Genomic DNA, 21,973 nt, shown 5'->3' on the forward strand with positions numbered 1-21,973 from the left:
CCAGTTGCCCGGCGCTACTCGTCGTCCAGAGCCCTCTGCTGGACGGGCTTACGCCCCCGCGTCTTCTTCACGGGTCGCCATGCGATCAGCTCTGCCGCACCGACCTGATGCTTGCGCAGCTGCTCCTCGTACTCAGCCACCAGTTCCTCCGCCGGTACGTCGCCCCACTCGTCGTCGTACTCGCTGTGCCACTGAACGACCCAGGGCATGACCTCACGCAGGCCGGCCAGCAGCGGAACGATCCGCTCGGTGTCCCAGCCGTCCCGGGTGGTACGCGCCTTGAGCAGATCGAAAAGCGCTTGCGCCTGATCTTTGTGGTCCCACCCCGCCCACCCCAGCATCAGCGTCGAGTCGGCGTCCGGACCGGCCTCGGGGTACGAGATGAACCGCTCCTTGGGCACATCAAGCTTGCCTCGATTCGCCCAGTACGAAAAGCGCAGGAAGTCGGACGTCTTATACTTGCTCGGCGGGTCGATGGCGAGTCGCCTCCCGGTCCGGTCCTCGTTACGCTGCAACTCCCAGACGTCTTCCCATTCATTGCGCGTACGCAGACCGGAGTCCTTGTAACGCATCGCGGCGAGGTAGGGAACGTGCTCGTCAGCAACGACCTCCGACAGCACCTGTGCGAGGGGGAGATCGGGCTTGCCGAGGTGGTCGGCTGCATAGAGTGCAGCGACGGAGGTGAAGTCCTCGTCCGTGCTGAGCTGGTCGGCGAGGTTGTTGACGGTCATGGGCCGAGGACGACGGAGCCCATCACGAACCTCGTACCAGAGGTCGGTGTTCTCCATCCGGTCCAGCAACCAGTTCCGCAGCGCGGCCCGCTCCTTCTTCTCCCACGGCTCGGCGGCCCAGCGCCGCTTGTGCTCAGGCCGCTCGATCAGGCCAATGTCTTTGGCTCGCGAAGCGATGATGTTAAGCCGTTCCTGCACCACAGCCTTGTACTCGTCTGGCCAATGCGCAGGGATCTCCACGATCGGGGTCGCACCATGTCGGTCGAACCAGACAGTGCTCGTCCCTCCTTCAGCCACTTGCCGGGCAAGCGCGATCTCAAAGGCACGCTCACCCAACGCGACCGTGGGAACCTCGCAGGAGGTCGGCAAAGTCGCCCGACCCACTTCAGTCGGAGTCAACAAGCCGTAGAGACCGTAGACAGTCCAATCGAGCTCTTCCTGAAGTGCGATCATCCGCCCCTTGGCGGCTTCGCCTACCTGTCGTGCCTGATCAAGGTTGACGCGAAGCGGAGTCACTCGCCCAGCTGCAGCATCCGGCTCGCTTTCCGCCGCTTCTCGCGCCAAAAGGTCCAGTGAACGCCCCAACTCAAGGGAGAGAGTTCCCGGAAGAGGAAACCCTTGAAGCTTAGTTCCAGTAAATTCATAGAATCGCTCCCATTCGTCATGCATGAATCCACCAGTTCCCGACTGGCTACCCTTGTCATGACTGACCTGCTTCAACCAGAAACAAGCCGTAGAAGAATTTAGCACTCCCAACAATTCCAGGTGCGCATCCTCATCCGCCCCCTCCGGCAGTTTGATTACTGGCGCGGACCTGTTGAACACTTTCCCACCTCGGTCCAGCACGAAGTGGTTATGCGTGGAGACAAAAGCAAACGCGATCGACAACGGCGTGGAGTACGCAGAGGCCGTGTACTGCATGTAGTCCCACCACTCAAGACCCGCGTCCGCCATATCGCCCTGGAATGTCCTTCGCGCCGCCAACGTCGCCCGCCAAGGCCACAATTCCTCTCCAAGGCGGCCGTCATTCACGGCCTTGACATCCGGCCTCCAGATAGCAACATCCGGCTCGGCCCGCCAGTCCCGCACCACATCCCCGAGAAGCAATGGGCGTAGCGCTCGCTTGTCCGCTCGCGGCCTGTACGTCTTCCGCAGCGGCCTCATGTACACCTCATCGGCACCCGCACGAATCGCGCGACCGATCGGCTTCGAGATCTTCTCCTCCAGCGGCATCGTGCCAACAGCCAGCCGGTCCAGCAGCGGACCGGCTCCTCCCCCACTCACCGACCACGGGTGCGTCACGAAGCTCCCCGCCACCGCGTTCTCCACCGACACCCAGTCCGACTCGCTCCCCGGCCGCCCCACCTGCTCAACGATCGCCCGCCACACCGCCCCCTCCGCTGCAACCGGCGGCTGCACCGGCTCTCCCCGCACCCCCAACACCGCCCGAACCGTCCTCTCCGGGTTCGGAATCCGGTTCCGCCCCACCAGAATCACCGTCGGTGTGCCATGTCCTGGGATGTACGCGCCCGACGTGTCAATCACATGCGACAGTTCAGCTCGGTTCCGGAAAAAGACCTCAATAAGTTTCTTGCCGAACTCCCGCTTCATGAAGGAGTTCGCCGTGATCTGCCCGACGAACCCGCCCCCACCGAGCCGCCCGCCCGGCCCCTTGACGGCAAGGTCGAACAGCCGCTGCGCGAACGGCACGGACAGCGCGTACGTCCCCGCGCACACATCCTTGTACGCCGCCCGGTAGTTCTCGTTCTCCTGCTTGTCCTTCACCGTGATATACGGCGGATTCCCCACCACCACGTGGTACGACCCCCGCCCCAGCAGGTCCACCCGCTTGGCGTAGTCCCACACGTCCTCCGTCGAGTACGCGAACGCGCCCTCCTCACGCCCCACAGACATCTCCGCGAACAGCGTGTCCAAGTCCGTCTGGATACCCGCCGCACCCCGCCCATGCAGCAGCGAATCCCCCACCGCCACGTTGATCGGGAACGGCGGCGCGTCCGCCAGCCGCCGCGAGCCCGCAGCCCGCATCGCCGCCACCAGCAGCCGGAACCGCGCGATGCTCACCGCGAACGGGTTCTTGTCGCACCCGTGCACGGACTCCAGCGAGCGGCGAACCAACGTCCAGACATCCGTGCCCGGTTCAGCCGCGCGCCACTTGTCCATCAGGCGGTGGAAGATGCCCAGCAGGAAGTGGCCCGACCCGCACGCCGGGTCGATGGTCCGCAGGCCCCGCCGCTCCTCACCATCCGGGCCGGTCCATACCGGGTCGAGGCCGAACTCGTACTCCGAGACCGCCGGCTCAAGGGTGAGGTCGAGGATGAACTCCTCGACGAACTCCGGGGTCTGGAGCAGCGCGTACGTCTTGCGGGCGTGCTCGCTCAGGTCCTGGTAGAGGTCGCCCAGGAAGCGGGTGTCCCACTCCGGGTCGGTGAAGTCGTAACGGATCTGGCCGCCCGCACCCCACCGGCGCCAGAAGGACAGCAACTCGGTCGCCGCCTCGTACCCGGGCATGATGTCCCATAGCGGGTTGTGGTCGCGGTCGAAGAGGCCGGCGGCGGTGGTGTTCGACTTGGCCAGGTGGTCGAAGGCCGCGAGCAGCCAGTCGCGGTTGTTGAGCCTCGGGTTCTCGCGGAAGAACGCCTCGTGGCGGGCCTCGGCCACGGCCAGCCGGTCGCCGGGGCCGGCGATGAATGGCTCGTCGATCAGGCCGTTGTCCTCGCAGAAGCGGACGAACACGCAGGCCAGCACCCAAGCTGCAGCGGACTGCGTGACACGCTCGTCGCGCCAGGACTCGTACCGGGCCGCCGTGCGACGGGACTCCTGCGCCTGCCGGTACTCCGTCTCCAGGCGGGTGCGGATCTCGTCCTCGGACTCGGTGCGCGCCCTCAGGTCGTCCTCCAGAAGCAGGACCTGCCGCTTCAGATCCTTGACCAGATCCTTCAGGCGTTCCGCCCGGTCCGCACCGGCCGTGGTGTCCGTCACTGTTCGCTTCCTTCTCGCCGCACTGCGTCATACGCCGCATGGCCTGCGGCTGAGGTACTCAATCCTGCCAGCCTACGGACCGCTGTCGGAGCCCCACGGCCCCCGCAAAACCCCCACCAGGTCCTTGATCATCCGGATAAAGTGATCGTCGTGACGGCTCCGACCACCCCGACGCGCCCCCGGCACACCTTCCTCAAGGCGGGCCACGACCTCTACAAGGCTGCGCTCCAGCTCTCAAACGGCGGCGCGCTCCCCGGCCCCACCGATCACCTGGCCGGACTGGCCGCGGAATGTGTGGCCAAGGCGATGCTCATCGACTTCTTCGGTTCGGTGCAGGAAAGGCCCACCGCCAAGCCGTACAGCCCGACGATCGAGAACATGCCGGGGATGGACAAGTTGAAGGCAGCACACGGCCACATGCCCGGCGCGTGGGAGCACCTGATGATGGTGCTGGACGGTCGGAGAGGGGCCGAGATCCGTAAGCACATCCCGCGGCAGAACCCGTTCAAGACGCCACACGACAAATGGCACGAGGGGCACCGCTATGTTGATGGCGACACCCTGTCCCCCGAGCGCGTCGCCAGGCATCTCGCAGCCACTCTCAGCCTGATCACCGCGTACGACCATGCGAAGTAGAGAAACGACCTGACCTGATGACCTCACTTCCTCGTTTCGACGAAGCCTGGGAAGCCGCGTGCGATCTCGCCCGCCTTGCCGCCCGGGACGGACGGAACGTCGTACTCGTCCGTGATCTGTCCGGTCAGTCCACTCTCCTGATCGACGACCGCGCCGATGCCGAGCCGCTGGACCCCGAATCCGAAACGGTCGTGTCGCTCCGCGAGGGGTTCGCCGCCAAGGTCCGCCCCTTCGCCGGGGACGATCCTGTCCAGACGGCCAGCTCGCTCTTCGTCCCGGAGATGTTCTTCGGCGCGGCCGAGCTCATCGTGCTGGAGGAACGGGAGCAGGACGGCCCCGGCCAGGTCGCCGTACTCGAACGCACCGTCGTCGGCGGGGACTGGGCTGCCGTGGGCGCCGAGGTCGAGCAGCAGCCGGCTCGCCAGACCCGCCGCCTCGCCTTCTACGGATTCAAGGGCGGTGTCGGACGCTCCACCGCCACCACCGTCCTCGCCCGCAGCCTCGCCGAGCGCGGCCACTGCGTACTCGTCGTGGACCTGGACCTGGAATCCCCCGGGGTGTCCAACCTGCTCGCCGAGCCGGGGGCCACTCCCCCGCACGGCATCGTGGACCACCTGGTGGAGTCGGCCGTCGGGAACGCCGACGGTCTGGAGCTGGTCAGCCGTTCCTCCATCCTCCCGCCCGAGCAGGGCAACGGCGAGGTGTGGCTGGCTCCAGCGGCCGGGACCCCGCTCGCCGGACGGCCGTACGACTACCTCGCCAAGCTGAACCGCATCTACAGCGACCTTCCCCCCGACGAGCCGGGAGGCACGCCCCGCCCCTTTGCCCAGCGGCTGGAGGACGCGATCGCCGCATGTGAGGCGCAGGTGGAGGAGAAGGGCCGCCGCCCCGACGTGGTGTTGCTCGACAGTCGCGCCGGCATCCACGACATCGCGGCCGTCACCCTGACCAAACTCTGCGACCAGGCCCTGCTCTTCGCGGTGGACAACCCCTCCACCTGGGACGGCTACCGCATGCTCCTGTCCCAGTGGAAGCTGCGGCCCGACCGTGCCCGCGCTCTGCGCGACCGCATCCGGATCGTGGCCGCCATGTTCCACTCAGCCGGAGACATAGACCGTCTCAACACCCTGCGGCGGCATGCCTACGACGTCTTCATGGACACGCTGTACAACCTGCCCGACGACGAGTACGAAGAGCCCTTCCTCCCCGTCAAGGGAGAGGTGGACGACAAGCCCTACGCCCCCATCCCCATCCTCTTCGGCAACGACCTAGTGGGGCTGGACCCCCTGCGCAGCCGCAACTGGCCCGAGCTGCCGTTCGTCAGGGCCGCCTACCGCGAGTTCGTCGACACGGTGGAGAAACTGGTGCTGGACCCGTACGAGGACAAGTCATGAACGACCCCGCAATCCAGGCGACCCGCACCCTGCTGATCGACGCGCTCGGCTCCGCGCCTGACGCGAACACCAGTACCCCCGACCTCCGCACGATGTTCACTCCCTCGTCCCACCGGCTCGCACTGGACCCCGACGTGACGGTGGTACGCGGAGCCCGCGGCACCGGCAAGACCTACTGGGCCAAGGCCCTGACCGACCCTGAACTGCGTGAGGTCGCCTCCGCCTCGTACATGATGCCGAGGCTGGGCCGTATCGAGGTGGTCACCGCCTTCGCGCTCGAAGGCGGAGACGAGCCGGCGTTTCCGGGGAAGCGGACGCTCGCCGACCTGGTCGCCCAAGGTGTCGACCCGAGGGACCTGTGGTCCGCAGTCGTCCTCACCGCGCTCAAGGTGCCGGAAGTCCTCGCGATCAAGCCCTGGTCCGAGCGCATCCGCTGGACACGGGAGAACGGCGAGGCGTACGAGAACGCGCTGCGTCGGGCCGACCGGCAGACCCGGGAGCAGGGCAAGACGCTGGTCCTGCTCTTCGACGCGCTCGACCACCTGCACAACGATCGCGAGCACCTCGACCAACTGCTGTCGGGACTCTTCGAGGTGGCTCTGGAACTCCGGCTCACTACGGGAACGCTGCGCGCCAAGATCTTCGTACGGCCGGACATGTACGAGAGTGCCCCCAAGGCCTTCGCCGACGCCTCCAAGCTCGGTGCCAACGCCACCGACCTCAGCTGGAGCCGGGAGAACCTGTACGGGCTGCTGTTCCACCAGCTGGGCAACCACACCAGCGATCAGGCGAAGGCGTTCCGCAAGGCGACCGGTGAATGGCGGCCGGAGGGCGAGGGCCGCTACATAGCTCCGGTCGACGTGATCGCCGACCAGAAGCGGCAGGAGGAAGTCCTCGTCGGTCTGGCCGGTCCCTTCATGGGCACGGACCGTCGTAAGGGGCACACCTACACCTGGGTGCCGAACCACCTTCAGGACGGTCTGGGCCGGGTCAGCCCCCGGACGTGGCTGCACACGCTCTTCCGGTCGGCACAGCTGACCGCTGAGCGTTATGCCGGCCACACGCTCCCCTTGCACTACGACGCGATCCGCGAGAGTCTGAGCAGTGCGTCCAAGAACCGCGTGGACGAGCTGACGGACGACATCGGATGGGCGGCACTCGCTGTCAAGCTGCTCGAGGGCAGCCAGGTGCCCATGGAGCCGTCGGCCGTGCGCTTCGCATGGGAGAGCAACCGACTGCCGGGCAGGATCGTAGAGCTGTTGGAGGACGTGAAGCAGGGCAGCGGCCCTCGCAAGATCGACAGCCTGACCGCGATCCTCGAAGAGCTTCTGGAGCTGGGCGTCATGACCAGGCGCACCAATGGTGCCATCGACCTGCCGGACGTCTATCGGCTCGCCTTCAACATCGGCCGCAAGGGCGGGGTCGCACGTAAGCCCGTGGCCTGACCGAAGGACGGTGCAAGGGGGTGCTGTTCCCTGCTTGAGCCGGCAACACCACCCCGCCCTCACCCCTTCGCCAGCGTCTCCAAAAACGCCCCGTCCAGGTGCGCCTGCTCCCCGTCCCCGCCGATCACCTCGACCGTCCGGCCGTCCAGGTGCGGCAGCTGCGACCGGGTCTCCACCGGGCACAGCAGCCACAGCCCGTACGGGTTCTCCACCGGTCGGCGGGCCGCGCCCTGGAGGCCGACGAGGAAGGCGCGGCCGCCCTCGTCCCAGTAGCGGGCGATCAGGCCGGCGTCGTGCAGGAACAGGACCGTGCGGGGCAGGGCACAGCGGGTCTGGAGGTCCTCCCCGACGCGCTGCCAGACGGCGCGTACGAAGGTGGCCAGGCCCGGCTTGATCCGGCCGGGTGCGGAGGCGCTGTCCGCGCGCAGCACCGTCTGCCAGTCCTGGCCCTTCTCCTCCACCAGTTTCCGGAACTCCGCCAGGAAGACGGCGCCCACGTCGACGGGCAGGACCGGGAAGGCAGCCGCCACGGCGTCCGCGACGCCCGGCAGCCGGACGCCCTTCACGGTCAGGGCGAGGAAGCCGCCGCGCCGGGCACTCGCCATGAGGCGTTCACGGACCGCTCCGTGCGGGTCCTCCCGCTCCAGGCGAGTGACACGGCGCGGAGGCAGGAGACTGGTGAGGCCGCCGGAAGCCGTCACAGGGTGGGCCGTCCTGGCGGCGGGCAGCTGGAAGGTGTCGGAGTCCAGGTCGTAGCGGAGGTCGAACCGGGCCGCCTGCAGGGCGTCCTCCAGCTCGACGTGGGTGGGTTCCCGGCCTCCCGCGAGCACCTGGAGTTCGGGGAAACGTGCCTTGACCCGTGCCACCAGTTCCGCCGGGTTGATGCCCCGGTCGGCCCGTACGCCCGCGCCGGCCTGGGAAATGCGCAGCGCGCGCTCCAGTCCGAGGTCCCGCGGGTACAGCTCCAGACGCGGCGTGACCTCGACGACCGGGGCGATGGCCGCGGCGAGCGCGACGAGCCGGGTGTCGGCGAGCGGTGCGAACCCCTCCGGCGTCGGTACGGCCCTCAGTTCGCGGACCACCTCCGCTCGGCCCGGGAGCGGCTCCTGCCGGGCCAGCCGTTCGGCGGTGGCGCCGAGCGCCGCCGCGTAGTCGGCCAGTTCCCGTGGGCTGGGGTCGTCGGTGCCCGGCAAGGACTCCGAGGCGAGAAGGACCGTGTCGCCGCGCCGGTGGACGGCGAGCCTGGGCTCGTGTCCGTCCGTCTCGTCTCCGGTCTCCGCCTCCGCTGCGGCTCGTACGACGGCCAGCGAGCGCGCGAGGGTCCGCTGGGGGGTGTCGTCGTCGGCCCCGTGGCGGGCACGCAGTTCGACCGCAGCCTCGGGGGCGGTCATCACACGGCCCGAGCTCTCCAGGATGTCCGCGAGCTCGGAGCGGACGGGTGCCAGCCATTCCGCTTCCGCCCACTGCTTGATCTCGATGCGGTGGTGGCGGGAGACCGGCGGCTGCTTGATCTTCAGGTGATCGGCGATGCGGGCCTGCACGGGCCAAGGACCCAGCGGGGAGAGACCGCCGTCCTCCGGCGGGAGCCCCAGCGTGAGCCGTACGACCTGTTCCCGGTGGGAACCCTTGCGGCCGGCCGCAGGAGTAAGCAGCGCCGCCATGTCGTCTATCGAGAGGATGCGGGCCGACTCCGCGTCCGGAGCGTCGGCGTGCCCCTCGGTCTGCCCGGCGGTCCGGGTCGGGGATGGTGCTGCGTTGCCCGGCTTGCCCCGGAGGGCGGCCGCCCACTGCTTGCGGCGCCGGTTGAGTTCCTTGCGGACGAGGGCGCCCGCCCCGCGGGCCTTGGAGATGGCGTACGGCTGGATCTCAAGGAGCTGGCCGACGGTCGTCGCACCGAGGCCGTTGGCGACGGAGACCGCGCGGGGGGACAGGCCCGCTGCCTCCAGCACAGTGGTGGCCTCGGCCGCCGCGGCCGCGCTGTCGCGTGCCTCTTCGGCGTCCTCGGCCACGGTCCCGACAGTGGAGGGAGTGGTGGTGGGACGCGTCGCGTCCGCGGCGCGGAATACCTCCTGCCAGGCATCCCTCATCTGTCGCAGGGTGTCGAAGCGCTGCTCGATCTCACGGTGCAGCGCCCGCTCGAAGAAGGCCCGGAAGCCCTCCGCCAGTGCGGGTTCGAACAGCTCGCTCGCGATGTGGAGTTCGGCTGATTCGTTGGTGAGCGGATCATAGAGACCGTCGCCCCACAACGGGCGTTCGCCGCTGGCCATCTCGTGCAGGGTGACGGCTGCCGCGTAGTACTCGGCGTGATCGTCGTAGTGGCTGCGGCGCACCGAACCCAGGAAGGGATCGAGGTAGCCGCGGGTGCCCGCCTTCACATCCCGGTCCGAGGCGTCGGTCAGGGAGAAGTCGAAGAGCTTCAGCTGCCAGGTACGGTCCTTGCGGCGCTGGATACCGAAGTTGTCGGGCTTGATGTCGCGGTGGCGCACCCCGTGGCCGGCGAGCTGGTCGAGCGCTTGGAAGAGGTCCTCGCCGAATCGCTCCAGCTCGTGGTAGGTGAGCTGTCCCTTGCCGCGGAGCCGGGCACCGAGCGACTGCTCGCCGGCGTACTCCAGCTCGAGGATGGTCCGTCCGCCGATCTCGCGCAGCTCCTCGCCGCGCAACTGCACCACGGCTCCGCCGCCGACGAGTTTCAGAGCGCGGGCCTCGGCACGCAGCCGCTCCGCCTTCTCCTCGTCCAGCGCCACCTTGAAGACATGCTCGTCGATGCGGACGTTGCCGTCCTCGTCCTCGACCGCTCGCTCCACGAGGAGGGCGCGCGCCGTGGCGCCGGTGCCGAGGACCCGGCGTACCGACCATTCGGCATCGATCGCCTGCCCTGGCATCGCCTCCAGCGGGTCGGCTGCGGCTGCTTCCGGGGAGTCGGGCAGGACACCGGCCCGTTCTGCCTCGTCGAGCAGGTCCAGGAATGCTTCGGCGGAGCTCAGCCGGTCGTTCACATCGGAACGGGTCGCCTGGTAGACCAGTGCGTCCAGTGCCTCCGAGACACCGTCGGCGACGGCGAACAGGTGCAGGCCGGAGTCGGCGCGCAGGCGCTCGGTCAGCACGCTGCGCTGCGGTGCGGGCGGCTGACCGGTCAGGATGAGATGGGCGACCGCGCCCAGACCGAAGATGTCGAGATCCGCAGGATCGGCGTACGGCTGGTCCGTCTCCGGTGCCAGGTAGACACGGGCCTCGTCCTCGATCAGGGCGGCATCGAGCGCCGAACCGCCGATCGAGCGGAAGAAGGTGGCATTGCTGTCGAAGTCGCGTGCGGCGGTCTGCCAGTCCGTGATCCGGAGCTCGGGGGCGGCGCCTTCGCTGCGGAAGGAGACGTAGACCGACCGCGCGGCCAGCGCTCGGTGGTAGAGGGACCGGTTGTGGGCGTAGCGGACGGCTTCGGCGAGCTGGCGGACCAGGTCGAGACGCATCTCGGGGGTGAGCTTGCCACCGTAGGTGTCCAGGTACTGGTCCAGGCGCAGATCGCTCTGCCGGTGGCGGAAGAGGATGGCCGGGCCGCCCTCGTGCTCCCGGAACTCGACGGCGTCGACGATGCCGCGGTGGTTGATGCCCTGCAGTACCTGGTACTCGCGGCGGGCGGCACGCTCCGTGGACCTGCGGGCCGCTTCGGTCGCCCCCTGACTGACCAGATAGATCCGGACCCGGCCCTCTTCCTGTACGAGGCCGTCGTCGCGAAGGGCGAGACGGTCCTCCCAGGTGGCACCGGCATCGAGCGGATGCGGGCGGAGCTTCCAGGCATCACCGAACCGCAGGTGCCCGGTGGACTGCCGGATCCCGATGTTCCGCAGCAGCTGCGGCAGGGTCTGCCGGGCGAACTCGGGCGTGATCCGCCGCTCCGGCCGGTCGGGGGGCAGACCCAGGAAGTCCTGCCAGATGCGGTCAAGGCCGCTGCCGCCGTCGTCCCGCCCGTACACGCGGATGCGCTGGACCTCGTCCAGGTGGCTGACGAGGTCGGGCGCCGACAGGAACACGGCGGGCTCGATCCGCGGGACGATCCGCTCATCCATCCCGAGCTTGCGGGCGGCCCAACGCAGTTGGCTCCGGAGCTCCTTCGACTTGAGGTCGTTGAAGTGCAGCGGGTTGTTGATGGTCCGCGTGCGGTCACTGCCACGGAAGTTCCAGGTGGAGCCGGTGTTGTGCAGCTCGCCGGGGTGGCTCTTGATCTCGATCAGGAACAGGCCGGCCGGGACCGCGACGAGAAGATCGCACTCATTGATCCGCCCCGAGTGCGCCGTGAAGGAGAAGGTGGCCCAGGCCCGGTAGGGCTCGGCAGCGGGCAGCAGTCTCCGTACATGGTCCAGCGCCTCCTGCTCCCAGGCATAGGGGGAGGGCCGATCCTGGAACCACTGCTGGACGGGCTTCGGCGGGCCGGGCTTGGGCACCGGCTTTCCTCCCGCTGCTGTCACTTTCCGGCCTCCATCACACCCCGCGCCCAACCAGACGGGCAAACCACCTGGTAGAGCCTATCGCGCGCCTTCTCGAAACCATGCGGTCTGCATGGTCATGTACAGATCCCTGCGATCAGGTGCTGTCATCGCTCATCAGCTGCTCGATGGCCGCCAGCACCTGGCCCAGCGCCTCCGGCTGAGTGGACAGTGCTGCAAGCGAAACCGACGGCCAGCCCTTGAAGCCCTTCGCCCGTTGCGCCGCGAGCCTCTGCCCAAGTCCGTCCACGGCCGGCAGGGCGTCCGCGAAGGCCGACGTCGCGTCGCTTCCCAGGTGGTGGGTGATGGACCCGAAGCTGAAGGCGAGATCGTCCTTGTCCGGATCCTCGCGCAGTGACAGCGTCCAGACGGGAACCTCCTTGCCCGAGGCCGGAAAGTAGCCGGAGGAACTGGGGTACCCCGCTCTATTGCCGACGAGGCGCCCCGCCGACTCCGCATGCTCAAGCAGCGCAAGGGCGACCTGCCGTTTCTCCGTGCTACGGCTCTCCAGTGCCACGTCCATGTCGGCCAGCGTCCACTTCCGGCCCGCCTGGCCCGACCTCGACTGTGTCTTGTTGGCTGTGGCCACCTCGCCGTGAACTCTCGGGACGAGTACACGGTGATCACCGCTGCCCCTGTACTGGGTCAGCTCGACGGCGTAGACATCGGTCTGCCTCATCTGCCGGTTCAGGAACTCGACGATGGCCCTCAGTTCCAGAGGTATCCGGTCAGCTACGAAGAGCAGCCGCATCCGTCCGGCGGCAAGCCGCTCCTCGACCGTCGCCCAGAACTCCTCGGGCGACGGGTCGCCCAGCAGCTCCTGGTAGGCGTCCTCGAGAGGCCGCCCGTCCACCGCGCAGGTCTCCTCGAAGGTCCGCCGGAGCAGCGCGGCAGGCCAGTAACGCGCCCCGTTGGCGGCGTAGTCGAGCATCTGGCCCACGACTTCCCGTCGTATGCGGGTGTCGGCCGCCCGCTTGACCTCCACCAGGGTCGGCACACCGTCCGCGTCCACGAACAGATGGTCCAGCCAGAACGCGGAGCCGCTCTCGTTGCTGGTGGGGACTCTCATCTCCCGCGCCACGAGAACGAGCCGAAGGGGCCGGCCGTCAGCGAGCGAACCGAAGTCCAGGATCCGGGGATGGCGTGCGAGCAGCGTCTGGAACTCGGCCTCGGTATCGAAAGGGGCAGGCTCCAAAGCGTTCAGTCCCTCGCCCAGCAGAAACACCGGTTGTTCGGCCGCTTCCATCCCCATCCCCCTGAACGTCGATCATCACTGCCGACAGGCTTATCAAACTGCACTGACAACCGAGCAGGGATCGGTCGTGGCCACACGTGGGCACCGTCGTCACACAAGGTCGGACAGCAGCACGTCGAGGACCGTCTCTTCCTCGACGCGGACAGCGAGTTGCAAGAGAGCCTGCTGTAGATCCGGGTCCCAGAGAGCCTCGGCCGGCTGCCCTGCGAGTGGCGGGCCGTCAGGCCTTGCGAGCACCGCAGCGCGGTAGTCGGCTGCCGTGTAGCGCCAGGGCCGCCAGGGGACGCGACGCAGCAGTGCGGATGCGATGCGGAGCCCGCCCCAGTCGAAGTCTCCGTGGTAGAGCAGTGCTGCCCCACGCTCGTGCAGGTGGCGCAGGAGAGTGATCGCTGCCGCGGACGGCTGGCCCTGGACGCACACCAGCGGGGCGGAATCAGCCCCGTGGACGTCGGCTGCCGCCGCGAGCACCGCCGGGTTCTCGCAGATCCGGACTACCGGGGCAGAAGCCGCAACGGGGTGGCGGACGAGCTGGCGAAGGGTGAGGACGGACGGCTCGCCCGCCTCTGCCATGAAGTCGAGGGTGGGCGTGCCCCTCAGGTTCAGGGTGAGGACCGTCGAGGACAGCTCGTCGCGGAGCAGGCCCACCGATGCCCATGCCTCCCGGCGCCATTCCGCGCCCGACCCGTCGGGGAAGCCCGTCAGCGCTCGGATGCCCGAGAGAGTGAGGGTGGCCAAAGGGGTGCCGTCGTCCAGGGCATGGGCAGCGCCGAGCAGCCGGGCCGCGAAGGCGGGAAGTGAGACGGGCGGGTCTGCGGGAAGGGCGCTCAGGGCAGTGGCGACTTGGCCGAGGAGGTCTTGGGCTGCGGCGGGTGTTCCGGCGAGGCGGCGTACCAGGCCGTCGCCGCGGAGCCGGTCCGCCCATGCGGCAAAGCCCGGGACCTGATCCGCGAGGGCGTCGATCACCGCGTACGCCTCCTGCCAGGCCCGTTCCTCGGCCTGCCGGGCCGGGCCGAGCAGAACGACCGGCCCGGTAAGTGCGACCACGGCGGCCGCCAGGCCGTCCGGGCTGATCCCGGAACGGCGCAGGACGGTGTCCACCTCGTCGAGCCGGACGGTCAGGGAGCGCCCGCTCCCAGGGAATCGGCCCAGCAGCCGCTCGGCCGATGCCCGCTGCGCCGGCAGGGGCGCGCTGAGAGAAACCGGACCGGTGAGAGGCTGTTCACGCTCCAGGCGCCGGCGCGCCCGGTCGACCAGCCAGTCGAGGGCGGGGTCGCCCAGCAGACGGCGCAGCCGGGCCTCGTCGACCGGGGCGTTGGCGGATGTCAGGTCCACAGGTGCTCCGATCCGGCCGTCGCCTCCGCGAGCGGGTCCGGGTTCGGACTCTCCGACCGCACCGGGTCCTCTCGGCGGTGCCGCCGGTTGCCGTCCCATTCCCAGCGGGTGACGAGTACCGCCGCCACCTCGTCGATCCGCGAAAGCTGGGCGATGGCGACGCCGGGGACCTGCGGATAACAGGCCCACTCCCGTTCACTCGTCATCACCACGTCCAGGTCGAACGCGTGCAGCAGGCCCAGGCACTTGGCGCGTGAGTCGTCGTCCACGCCGGCGAACGCCTCGTCGAGGGTGACCAGGCGGGGCGCGTACGGGATGCCCGCGCTCGCGTAGTGCGAGGAGGCCGCGGCGAACAGCGGTACGGATACGGCGAGGACCCGCTCGCCACCCGAGGCCGGGCCCGTGGCCGGGACCCAACGGCCGTGCTGGTGCCGCTCGACCCCGAATTCGTGCCAGGCTCGGTAGTCGAGCGCGGCGGTGAGGTGTTCGAGCCAGCTGCCGGACGTGTCGTCCGTCTGCTGCCGGGCGATCTGCGTCTGGAGGAACTCACCCACCGCCGTCCGGTCCTCCGGGGTCCAGGCGTCAGCGGATTGACGCAGCCGTTCGCGGGCCGGGGCGAGGCCGGAGGGAGCCTTGCGGGAGGCCCGCCAGACCAGCCGCAGCTTCATTCCGGTGGAGGTGGGGCGGTCCTCCAGCTCGGTGTTCATGTCGCGCACCTGCCGTTCGGCGGCCCCGATGAGTTCCTGGAGGGTGCCCGCGACCTCGGTGATCAGGTGGGTTTCGAGGATCTCCCGTTCACGGGCCGACAGGATGCGGGTGAGTTCGCCGACCTCGGCGGTGAGTGCCTCGGCGAGTTCAGGTACGGCACGTTCACGGCCCTGGTAGACGATGTCGACGACCATGCCGTCCTCCACCATCCGGGCGGAGGCGGTGTGCCCGTGCCGGGACAGGGTGTCCTGCAGGGTCTTGAATTCCTCGCTCAGCCGACGCTGTACGCGCTCCCAGGCGCCGTCCGAGTCATCGGCCGACGCCAGCCCGGACTCGATGGCGCGGGCGAGCGCGATCGCCGGGGTGGCCGCCCAGGGGCTGTCGCAGGCGGCCGGCACCGCGAGGTCCGGGAGGGCAACCGTGATCAAGCCGGTAGCCGTGAACCGCTGGAGCCCCGCGATGGCCTCCGACCGAGCCTCGGCCGCTTCCACGAGGCCTTTCTCCAGCTGCTCGATACGGCCTTCGGCCTTGCTCGCCGCCCGGTCCGCCTCGGCATGGCGCTGGCGGGTGAGCTTCTGGTCCGCGTCACAGGCCCGCAGGGCTTCGGCGGTCTCGGTGAGCCGTCGTTCGAGTTCGTCCACGGCCGCGCCGACGGTGGAGCGCAGCGTGGTGTGGTGCTCGTCCGCTGCCACCGCCTCGCGCGCTGCCTCATCGGCACGCAGCGTGAGTTCGGCGGTCCGCTCCTCCGCCTGCCCGGCCTCGGCGCGTTCCTCCTCCGCCTGGCGGGCCGCCTCGCCGCGTTCGCGCAGGGCCGGCCACAGGGCGGCCAAGGTCACGGCGAGGGTGCCATGGGCCTGCCGTACCTCGGCAAGGCCCGAACGGTCGGCAGGCAGGCCCAGTTCGCCGGCGGTCTCGGTGAATTCCGTGGCGGCCTGTTCGGCCCGTCCGGTCGCTTCCAGGAGGTCGGCGGCGCGCTCTTCGCGCCGCAGGCGAGACCGGCCCACCGACTCCGCTGCGGCGGTCACCTGGGCGTAGGCCCGGGTGAGGGGGCTCTCGTCGGGTACGCCAGCAAGCTCGGCGTCGACGGTGGCGCGTCGCGCGGCCACCGCCTCGGACTGCGTCACGGCCTTGTCCGACTCCTGCTGGAGCAGGTCGAGTTCCGTACGCAGGGCGGCGATACGGGACCGCCGCGCAGCCTCCCGCGCCCCTTCGCCGACGTACTCGGCCGCGGGCTTGGCCCAGCGGCCGACGAGGGTGCCGACGCGGAAACGCCCGTCCACCCCCGCCCAGGTCCCGGCTCCGCCGTCCCCTCCCGCGCCGATGGCGGCGAGCAGCCGCGCCACCGTGCCCTCGCCCACCGCCGCGGCCTGCGCGTCGCCGCTGTCCACGGCTGGGCGGAGCAACACGCCGAGCGAGGGCCCTGGCACCGGCCCGGTCGCCGGGGAGAGGAGTACGTCATACCCATTCACCGCAAGGGCGGAGCCGTCGGGGAGCACCCAGGCGTCCAGCAGTCCGGAGGCTTCCAGTGCCGCCTCCAGTCCGGCGCGTTCGTGTTCCGGGAGTCCGTCGTGAAAGTCCACCAGTCGCCACAGCGGTGCTCCGGAAAGCCGCTCGCGCAGGCCAGGCGTGCGGGTGAACGGGGACTGGGGGCCCCGTCGGCCGCCTGCCTCCAGCGCGGCGATCTCCTCGCGGACCCGGCCTATGCGTACCACCAGCTCCGTCGTCCGGCGCGCCGCTTCGGCCGCCTCGTCGGCCAGCTGCGCCGAGGCCGCGCTGTGGACTCGTGCGGCGAGCACCCGGGCCGGGTAGGGCCCGTCGAGGTGCAGCGTCCACTCCTGGAGTTCATCGAGCAGGCCGACCAGGTCGGGGCAGGTCAGCTCGGTCCAGTTGCGCATGTGCTCTCGTACGCCGTCCAGCAGGGCCTGCCCCGCCCGTGCGGCTACTTCCTCCGCCCGGCCCTGCGCCGCGGTGGTCTGGTCGAGCTCGGTATCCGCCTCGTCGAGGCGGACGGATGCCCGCCGCCGGTCCTGGGCCGCCCTCTCAGCCGTCTCCGCGAGGTTCTCCGCGTGGGCGAGCGCACGCTGTCCGCGGTCCGTCGACTGCTCCGTCGCACGCCGCAGTTCGGACTCCGGCAGGCCGTCGTCCCCGGGCAGGTCGATCCGTGCCGCGGCGGCCGCCTCGCGTGCCGTGCGGAGGGTGTCCTGGGCCAGCCGGCCGGCGGCGCGCAGCCGGTTCTCGGCCGCGCCGAGCCGTCCGAGCGCCTTGTTGTGCAGGCCTGCCGCCTGGTCCCGGTCGTCCCGGGCGCGGTTGCGGGCGCGGTCGGTCCGCTCGACTTCCTTGGCCGCCTGTTCCAGCTCCCGGGCGCTGCGCATCTCGGGGCCCGCGCGCAGGGCCGCGTCCTGGGCGTGCAGGCGCGCCCGGGTCTCTTCCAGGGCGGCGATCCGTTCCTCCGCCGTCGCCCGCGCCTCCTGGGCGCGGGTCTGCTCGGCCTGCGCCTCGGCGAGGTCCCGCTGAAGGTGTTCGTAGCGGGAGTGCTCGCCGCGCGGGAGGCGTGCGCGCCGGCGGGTGGCAATCCGGGCGTAGCGCCGGTAGTGGTCCAGGAAGGCGGCGGAGGCCCGCTCGGCGGCGGAGGCGGCCGCCAGTTCCTCCTTCTCCTCATCCAGGGAGCGGAAGGCCTCGGCCACGTCCGCGATGACCGCCTGGTCCATGGGCGGCAACGCCTCGGTGAGGGCCCGGGACAGTGCTGCCTCGTTGGGGCGCTTGGAAAGCTGGGGCTGGCGCAGCTGGATGAGCAGGTCGACCAGGGCGCCGTACCGCTGCTCGCCGAGTCCGAAGAGTGCCTCGTCGACGGCCCTGCGGTAGGTCTTGGCCTGGTCATACACCATGCCGTGCCCGGCGACGGCCTCGGCGAGCCGGTCGCGGGACAGGGCCGTGCCAGTGGCGTCGAGCAGGCTGAGGAACGTCTCGGCGGCGGCCCCCGGGCCGTGGTCGACACGCTGGCTGGTGAGCGCGTACCAGTGGCGGGCGATGCCGCGCCCGCTGACGGCCTTGAGCCCGCAGGCCAGCGTACGGAAGTGCCGCTCGCCGGTGGTCTCGTCGAGCCTGCCGAACTCGATCCAGGTATAGCCGAGCCGCTCGGAGTGCGGATGCTCGCCGCCGAGGAGGAGGTTCCACTCCATCCGCTTGCCCGGGTCGCCGTCGGGTTCGACGCGGCGTGAGCTGAGGTCTCCGTCGAGCAGGAAGGGCAGGGTCAGGGCGAGCACCTTGGACTTGCCGGTGCCATTGTTCCCGCGCAGGAGCAGGCGCCCGTCCCGGAAGTGGAACTCCTCGACGTCGTAGTGGAAGAGATCGACGAGGCCGATGCGCAGAGGCTGCCAGCGGGAGCGCAGGGGATCGGGGAGGCGGGTCACGGCTTGCTGGCCTTTCGCTGCGCGGGCATACGTGCGGTGCCTGGTTCGAGTACGACGGTCTCGCCGACCGCGTATCGGGCGAGGGCGGGACGCGGCGCCACGCCACGGGCTGTGCGGGAGACCAGCCCGAGGGCGGCGAGCCGGGCGACGGCCTGTTCCACGAGTTCGGCTTCCATGCCGGGCTCCCGCGCGGACTTGGCCCAGAATCCGCCGTGCTCATCGGCGAGTTCCCGGACTCGGAGCGCCAGCTGGTCGGTGGTGACGGGACCGCTCGCCGCGGCCAGGTGCTCGGCGAGCAGCAGCGTGACGTGGCCGTGGGTTCCCTGCTCGGGCATCCGGACGTCGGTGAGGTCGTCGTCGGGGTCGACCATCGCGATGCCTTCAGCCCGCACCTCGGGGACCAGTCCGGTCAGCTCGGTGATGCGGGCGGTGAGGAAGCCCCGCTGCCGGGTGAGGTAGCCGAGCTCGGCGTCGGTCAGCTCGTCGTAGTAGAGGACCGGGTCGTCCAGGAGCCTGCGGGTCAGCGAGCGTCGCATCGCGCGGAAGCGCAATTCGTCGCTGTCCAGGGCGGTCTCGGCGACGAGTTCCTCGAGGCGGTCCGCGAGGGTCTCGGCGTGCACGGTGGAGGGGCCGCGGCGCGCAGCGAGCAGCCCGGCCAGCACCCGCCGTTCCACGTCGTACAGGACATCGCCGGCTCCGCTGATGTACGCCTCCTCGTCGCCAGCCACGCGCCGCAGCACGCCGAGCCTGAGGAGGAGCCGTACGACGGCGGCGAGGTCGAGGCGCTCGTCCCGGCGGTCCAAGGTGAACTGGATGCCCGCCCGGACGAGCTGTGGGTCGGCGGCGTCGAGGACGACCTGGCCGGCGAGGCGGCCGAGCGCGATCTGGGCCTCGCCGCGTTCGAGGGCGGCGAGGGCGAGGCAGAGCAGGACGTAGCGGCGCCGCGTAAAGGGGGCGGCCGCGCGGGTCGCCTCACGCGCGGGGTGCGTGGGGTCGCTGAGCACGCCGGGTATCTTCCGCAGGCGGGCGGCCTCGGCATCCGTCTGGAGGGCCCAGCCGGTATTGCGGTCGAACCATTCGCGCAGTTCGGAGGCGTGCCGGCGGACGAGGCGGAACTCGTCGGCGTACCGGCCCCGGGCGAGCAGGAGAGGCTGCTTGAGCAGGGCGCGAGCGGCCTTGCGGAGGTCGGCCGCGTGCTGGCCGTCGAGCACCTCGGCGAGCGGAGTGCTGCTCATCGGACACCGGCCCCGTCCGTCAGGTCGATGATCTCGATCAGGTGGTCGGGGCCACGGAAGACTCCGCCGGCCGTCCGGATCTCCGCGGTGCCGCCGTCGGCGAGCGCGCTGAGCCGGATTTCCATGGAACCGTCGTTGCTGGTGGCCACGGTGTGCCGCATACCGGGCCGCCAGGTGGCGAGCGCGTCGCCGAGCAATTGGAGGAAGAGCCCGAAAGAGACCGGGTCGAGTTCGCCGAGGCCGGAGAGCCGGGTGATTCCGTCGGTGACGAGCCGGGCCCGCGCCGCCGCAGTCTCGGCGGCCTGCTTGGCGGCCACCTCGGCGAGTCTGCGGCGCGGCTCCTCCCGGTCTTCAACCTTGCGGGGCTTGCCACGCCGCTCGTAGCTGCCGGTACGACGCAGCTGGGGGCTAATCCGCAGCGGCTCGGCCTCGGCCCACGGAGTGGCTGCGGGAACCGGCAGCGCTGCGCGGGCGGCCAGTGTCTCGGCGTCGACGGTGAGATGTCGCGCGGGGTACAGCCCGAAAGCCGTGCGCCACAGTCGGTGCCGGGCGTCGCCGTCCGGGGCCTCGGCGAACCAGCGGGCGAGGGTACGGAAGTCGGCGGACCGGTCGGAGCGCCCGGCCCTGCGCTCGTTCAGCGACCGTACGACGGCCAGGAGCTGGGGAATCGCGCCGAGGGCCCTGCCGCGCAGCAGCCTGGCCTGCGACTCGCGCCCCTCCCTGCTGATGAACCAGGCGGCGAGGCCGGTCCAACGCCCGGCCCAGCGCTGGTACGCCTCCCGCTCGGCGTGCTCGGCCGCCTCCGGCGAGGCGTCGGCCGCCTCACGGGCCGCGGCAGCCCGTAGGAGAGGTTCGATGCTCCCTGCGTCCTCCAGCTCCAGGATCAAGCGGGCGATGCGCCCGCCAAGGGTGATCAGGTCCTGGATGAACCGCTCCAGGTACTGGATGAGCCGGTCCTTGTAGGCGAGGAAGACTTCCTCTTCGACGTCATGGAGGTCGATGGTCCGCTGCAAGGACCCCATGAAGGCACGCGCGTTGTCGGCAAGGGCGGCGAACCGACTCGCCAGCGCGTCAAGTGCCAGGTGCGTTTTGGCCTGATCGGGCCGTTCCTCGGCTGCCAGCACGAGGAGGGCGCGCAACTGGGTGACGATGTCGTGCAGGGCGACGGCCTGCAGCGAGCCGCGCCGCCCGAGCGCCTCGTCATAGACGCCCAGCGCTTCCTCGGCAGCTTCTCCGGCCTGGGTGAGTTGGTAGACGAACCGCTTCCGGTAGAAGTCCTCGACAGCCGTGACGCGGGCGGTGTCGGGGTCAGCGCGGAGATTGCCCCAGCCGACGAGGCTGTCCAGCGCCTTGACCACGACGTCCAACTCAGCGGGTCGCGCCTCGACCGGCAGGGCCGCATGCACGTCCTCGGGACGCAGATGCACCGCGAACCGCTCTTTGGCGATGACGAATCCCCGCATCACCTGCCGGTAGAGAGCCGTGTTCTGGACAGTGAGGTGGGCGAAGGGGCTGAAGCCGTTCGGTTGTGGTTCCGGGGCGGTGGTGGTGACGGTCATCGCCGACCATTGTCCCGCAGCGGACAGAGTCGCAGACAGGGACGAAAGTACTTGGCTGATTTACACCTCACGGCGATCTTGCACACCTCTGATTCACCGAACTCGGGGAGATCGAGGGTCGTGGATGGCAACATGCGGCATTGCAGCCGCCGGCTCATCGGCCGCCCTCAGCACCGAGGCCACATCTCCGTCTGCGTACGCCAAGCGCCGTCTTCGCTCCCATAAGCCGCACGCTAGCCGGAGCCACCGACAGCCGAGTCGTCCCGAAAACGCCCGAAGTACTCGAAAGCGGCCGGCAACTGAACGCGTCCGCGCAGGTCAGAACCACCCCTCTCCCCCCACCCACCAAGCGCCTTCCACATCCATGGTCGCGGGACCGAGGCCTCACTTGGGTGCGTTCTCCAGCCGGCCTAGCCCTCTCGTTCCAGCGATGCATGGCGGAAGCGCCCGCCGTCGACGGCCGGAGGTGGCAGCATCCAGGCGTCGGACGTCCACTGAGTGGAAGGCGGGCCATTGGAGCGCCAGGTCAATGAGCGTCAGCTTGCGGTACTGGAGTGGGTGGGAGCGGGGTGTCCTGCTGGCTTGTGGGAGTCTAGTTCTTACAAGACCACCTGCCAGGCACTGCAGAACCGGGGCCTGGTCACGGTCTCCCGAAAGGGCGGGCAGTGGAGCGTCGCCCTGACCAGCGCCGGCCGACACTATCTGACGCACGGCACGTACCCTCCCCGCGGATCGCGCCCGCGGAAGACCCGGGTTGCCGCTCCGCAACCCCCGTCCACTCAAGTGC

10 protein-coding genes are annotated in these 21,973 nt (G+C 69.8%); 3 read left to right on the forward strand and 7 right to left on the reverse strand.

Annotation, left to right across the window (positions count from 1 at the left end; translation table 11 throughout):
* Positions 1–14: 14 nt before the first annotated feature.
* Positions 15–3,731, reverse strand: coding sequence for a BREX-2 system adenine-specific DNA-methyltransferase PglX (gene pglX, locus ACZ3ZE_RS25935; protein WP_467260877.1), 3,717 nt, complete (start codon positions 3,729–3,731; stop codon positions 15–17).
* A gap of 150 nt (positions 3,732–3,881) precedes the next feature.
* On the opposite strand from pglX, the gene ACZ3ZE_RS25940 reads away from it, so the two are divergent.
* From ACZ3ZE_RS25940 to ACZ3ZE_RS25950, 3 genes are read left to right on the forward strand one after another with little or no spacing between them, the layout of a single operon-like run.
* On the forward strand, positions 3,882–4,367 hold the full coding sequence (locus ACZ3ZE_RS25940) for a hypothetical protein (RefSeq protein WP_467260879.1): 486 nt from the start codon (positions 3,882–3,884) through the stop codon (positions 4,365–4,367).
* A gap of 17 nt (positions 4,368–4,384) precedes the next feature.
* A complete protein-coding gene (locus ACZ3ZE_RS25945) occupies positions 4,385–5,761 on the forward strand; it encodes a KGGVGR-motif variant AAA ATPase (RefSeq protein WP_467260881.1) in 1,377 nt (458 codons plus the stop codon).
* Entirely contained in the window at positions 5,758–7,206 is a 1,449-nt protein-coding gene (locus tag ACZ3ZE_RS25950; RefSeq protein ID WP_467260883.1) for a hypothetical protein, read from the forward strand. The genes ACZ3ZE_RS25945 and ACZ3ZE_RS25950 overlap by 4 nt, the downstream gene beginning before the upstream one ends.
* 59 nt (positions 7,207–7,265) lie before the next feature.
* Here ACZ3ZE_RS25950 and pglW read toward each other — a convergent pair whose 3' ends face one another.
* The 6 genes from pglW to ACZ3ZE_RS25980 form a co-directional block, all read right to left on the reverse strand.
* The gene (gene pglW / locus ACZ3ZE_RS25955; protein ID WP_467260885.1) at positions 7,266–11,645 is read right to left on the reverse strand and encodes a BREX system serine/threonine kinase PglW; all 4,380 of its coding nucleotides are present in this window, start codon (positions 11,643–11,645) and stop codon (positions 7,266–7,268) included.
* A 139-nt stretch (positions 11,646–11,784) separates the two neighbouring features.
* A complete protein-coding gene (locus tag ACZ3ZE_RS25960) occupies positions 11,785–12,933 on the reverse strand; it encodes a hypothetical protein (RefSeq protein ID WP_467260887.1) in 1,149 nt (382 codons plus the stop codon).
* 99 nt (positions 12,934–13,032) lie between these two features.
* The gene (locus ACZ3ZE_RS25965) at positions 13,033–14,274 is read right to left on the reverse strand and encodes a TIGR02679 family protein (protein ID WP_467260889.1); all 1,242 of its coding nucleotides are present in this window, start codon (positions 14,272–14,274) and stop codon (positions 13,033–13,035) included.
* Positions 14,265–18,392 carry a TIGR02680 family protein gene (locus ACZ3ZE_RS25970; protein WP_467260891.1) on the reverse strand — a complete coding sequence of 1,376 codons (4,128 nt, stop codon included), beginning with the start codon at positions 18,390–18,392 and terminating at the stop codon, positions 14,265–14,267. The genes ACZ3ZE_RS25965 and ACZ3ZE_RS25970 overlap by 10 nt, the downstream gene beginning before the upstream one ends.
* A complete protein-coding gene (locus ACZ3ZE_RS25975) occupies positions 18,389–19,627 on the reverse strand; it encodes a TIGR02678 family protein (RefSeq protein WP_467260892.1) in 1,239 nt (412 codons plus the stop codon). Before ACZ3ZE_RS25975 ends, ACZ3ZE_RS25970 begins: the two co-directional genes overlap by 4 nt.
* On the reverse strand, positions 19,624–21,186 hold the full coding sequence (locus tag ACZ3ZE_RS25980; protein ID WP_467260894.1) for a TIGR02677 family protein: 1,563 nt from the start codon (positions 21,184–21,186) through the stop codon (positions 19,624–19,626). Before ACZ3ZE_RS25980 ends, ACZ3ZE_RS25975 begins: the two co-directional genes overlap by 4 nt.
* Positions 21,187–21,973: the final 787 nt, after the last annotated feature.

The organism is Streptomyces sp. NPDC023157 (genome assembly GCF_055560575.1).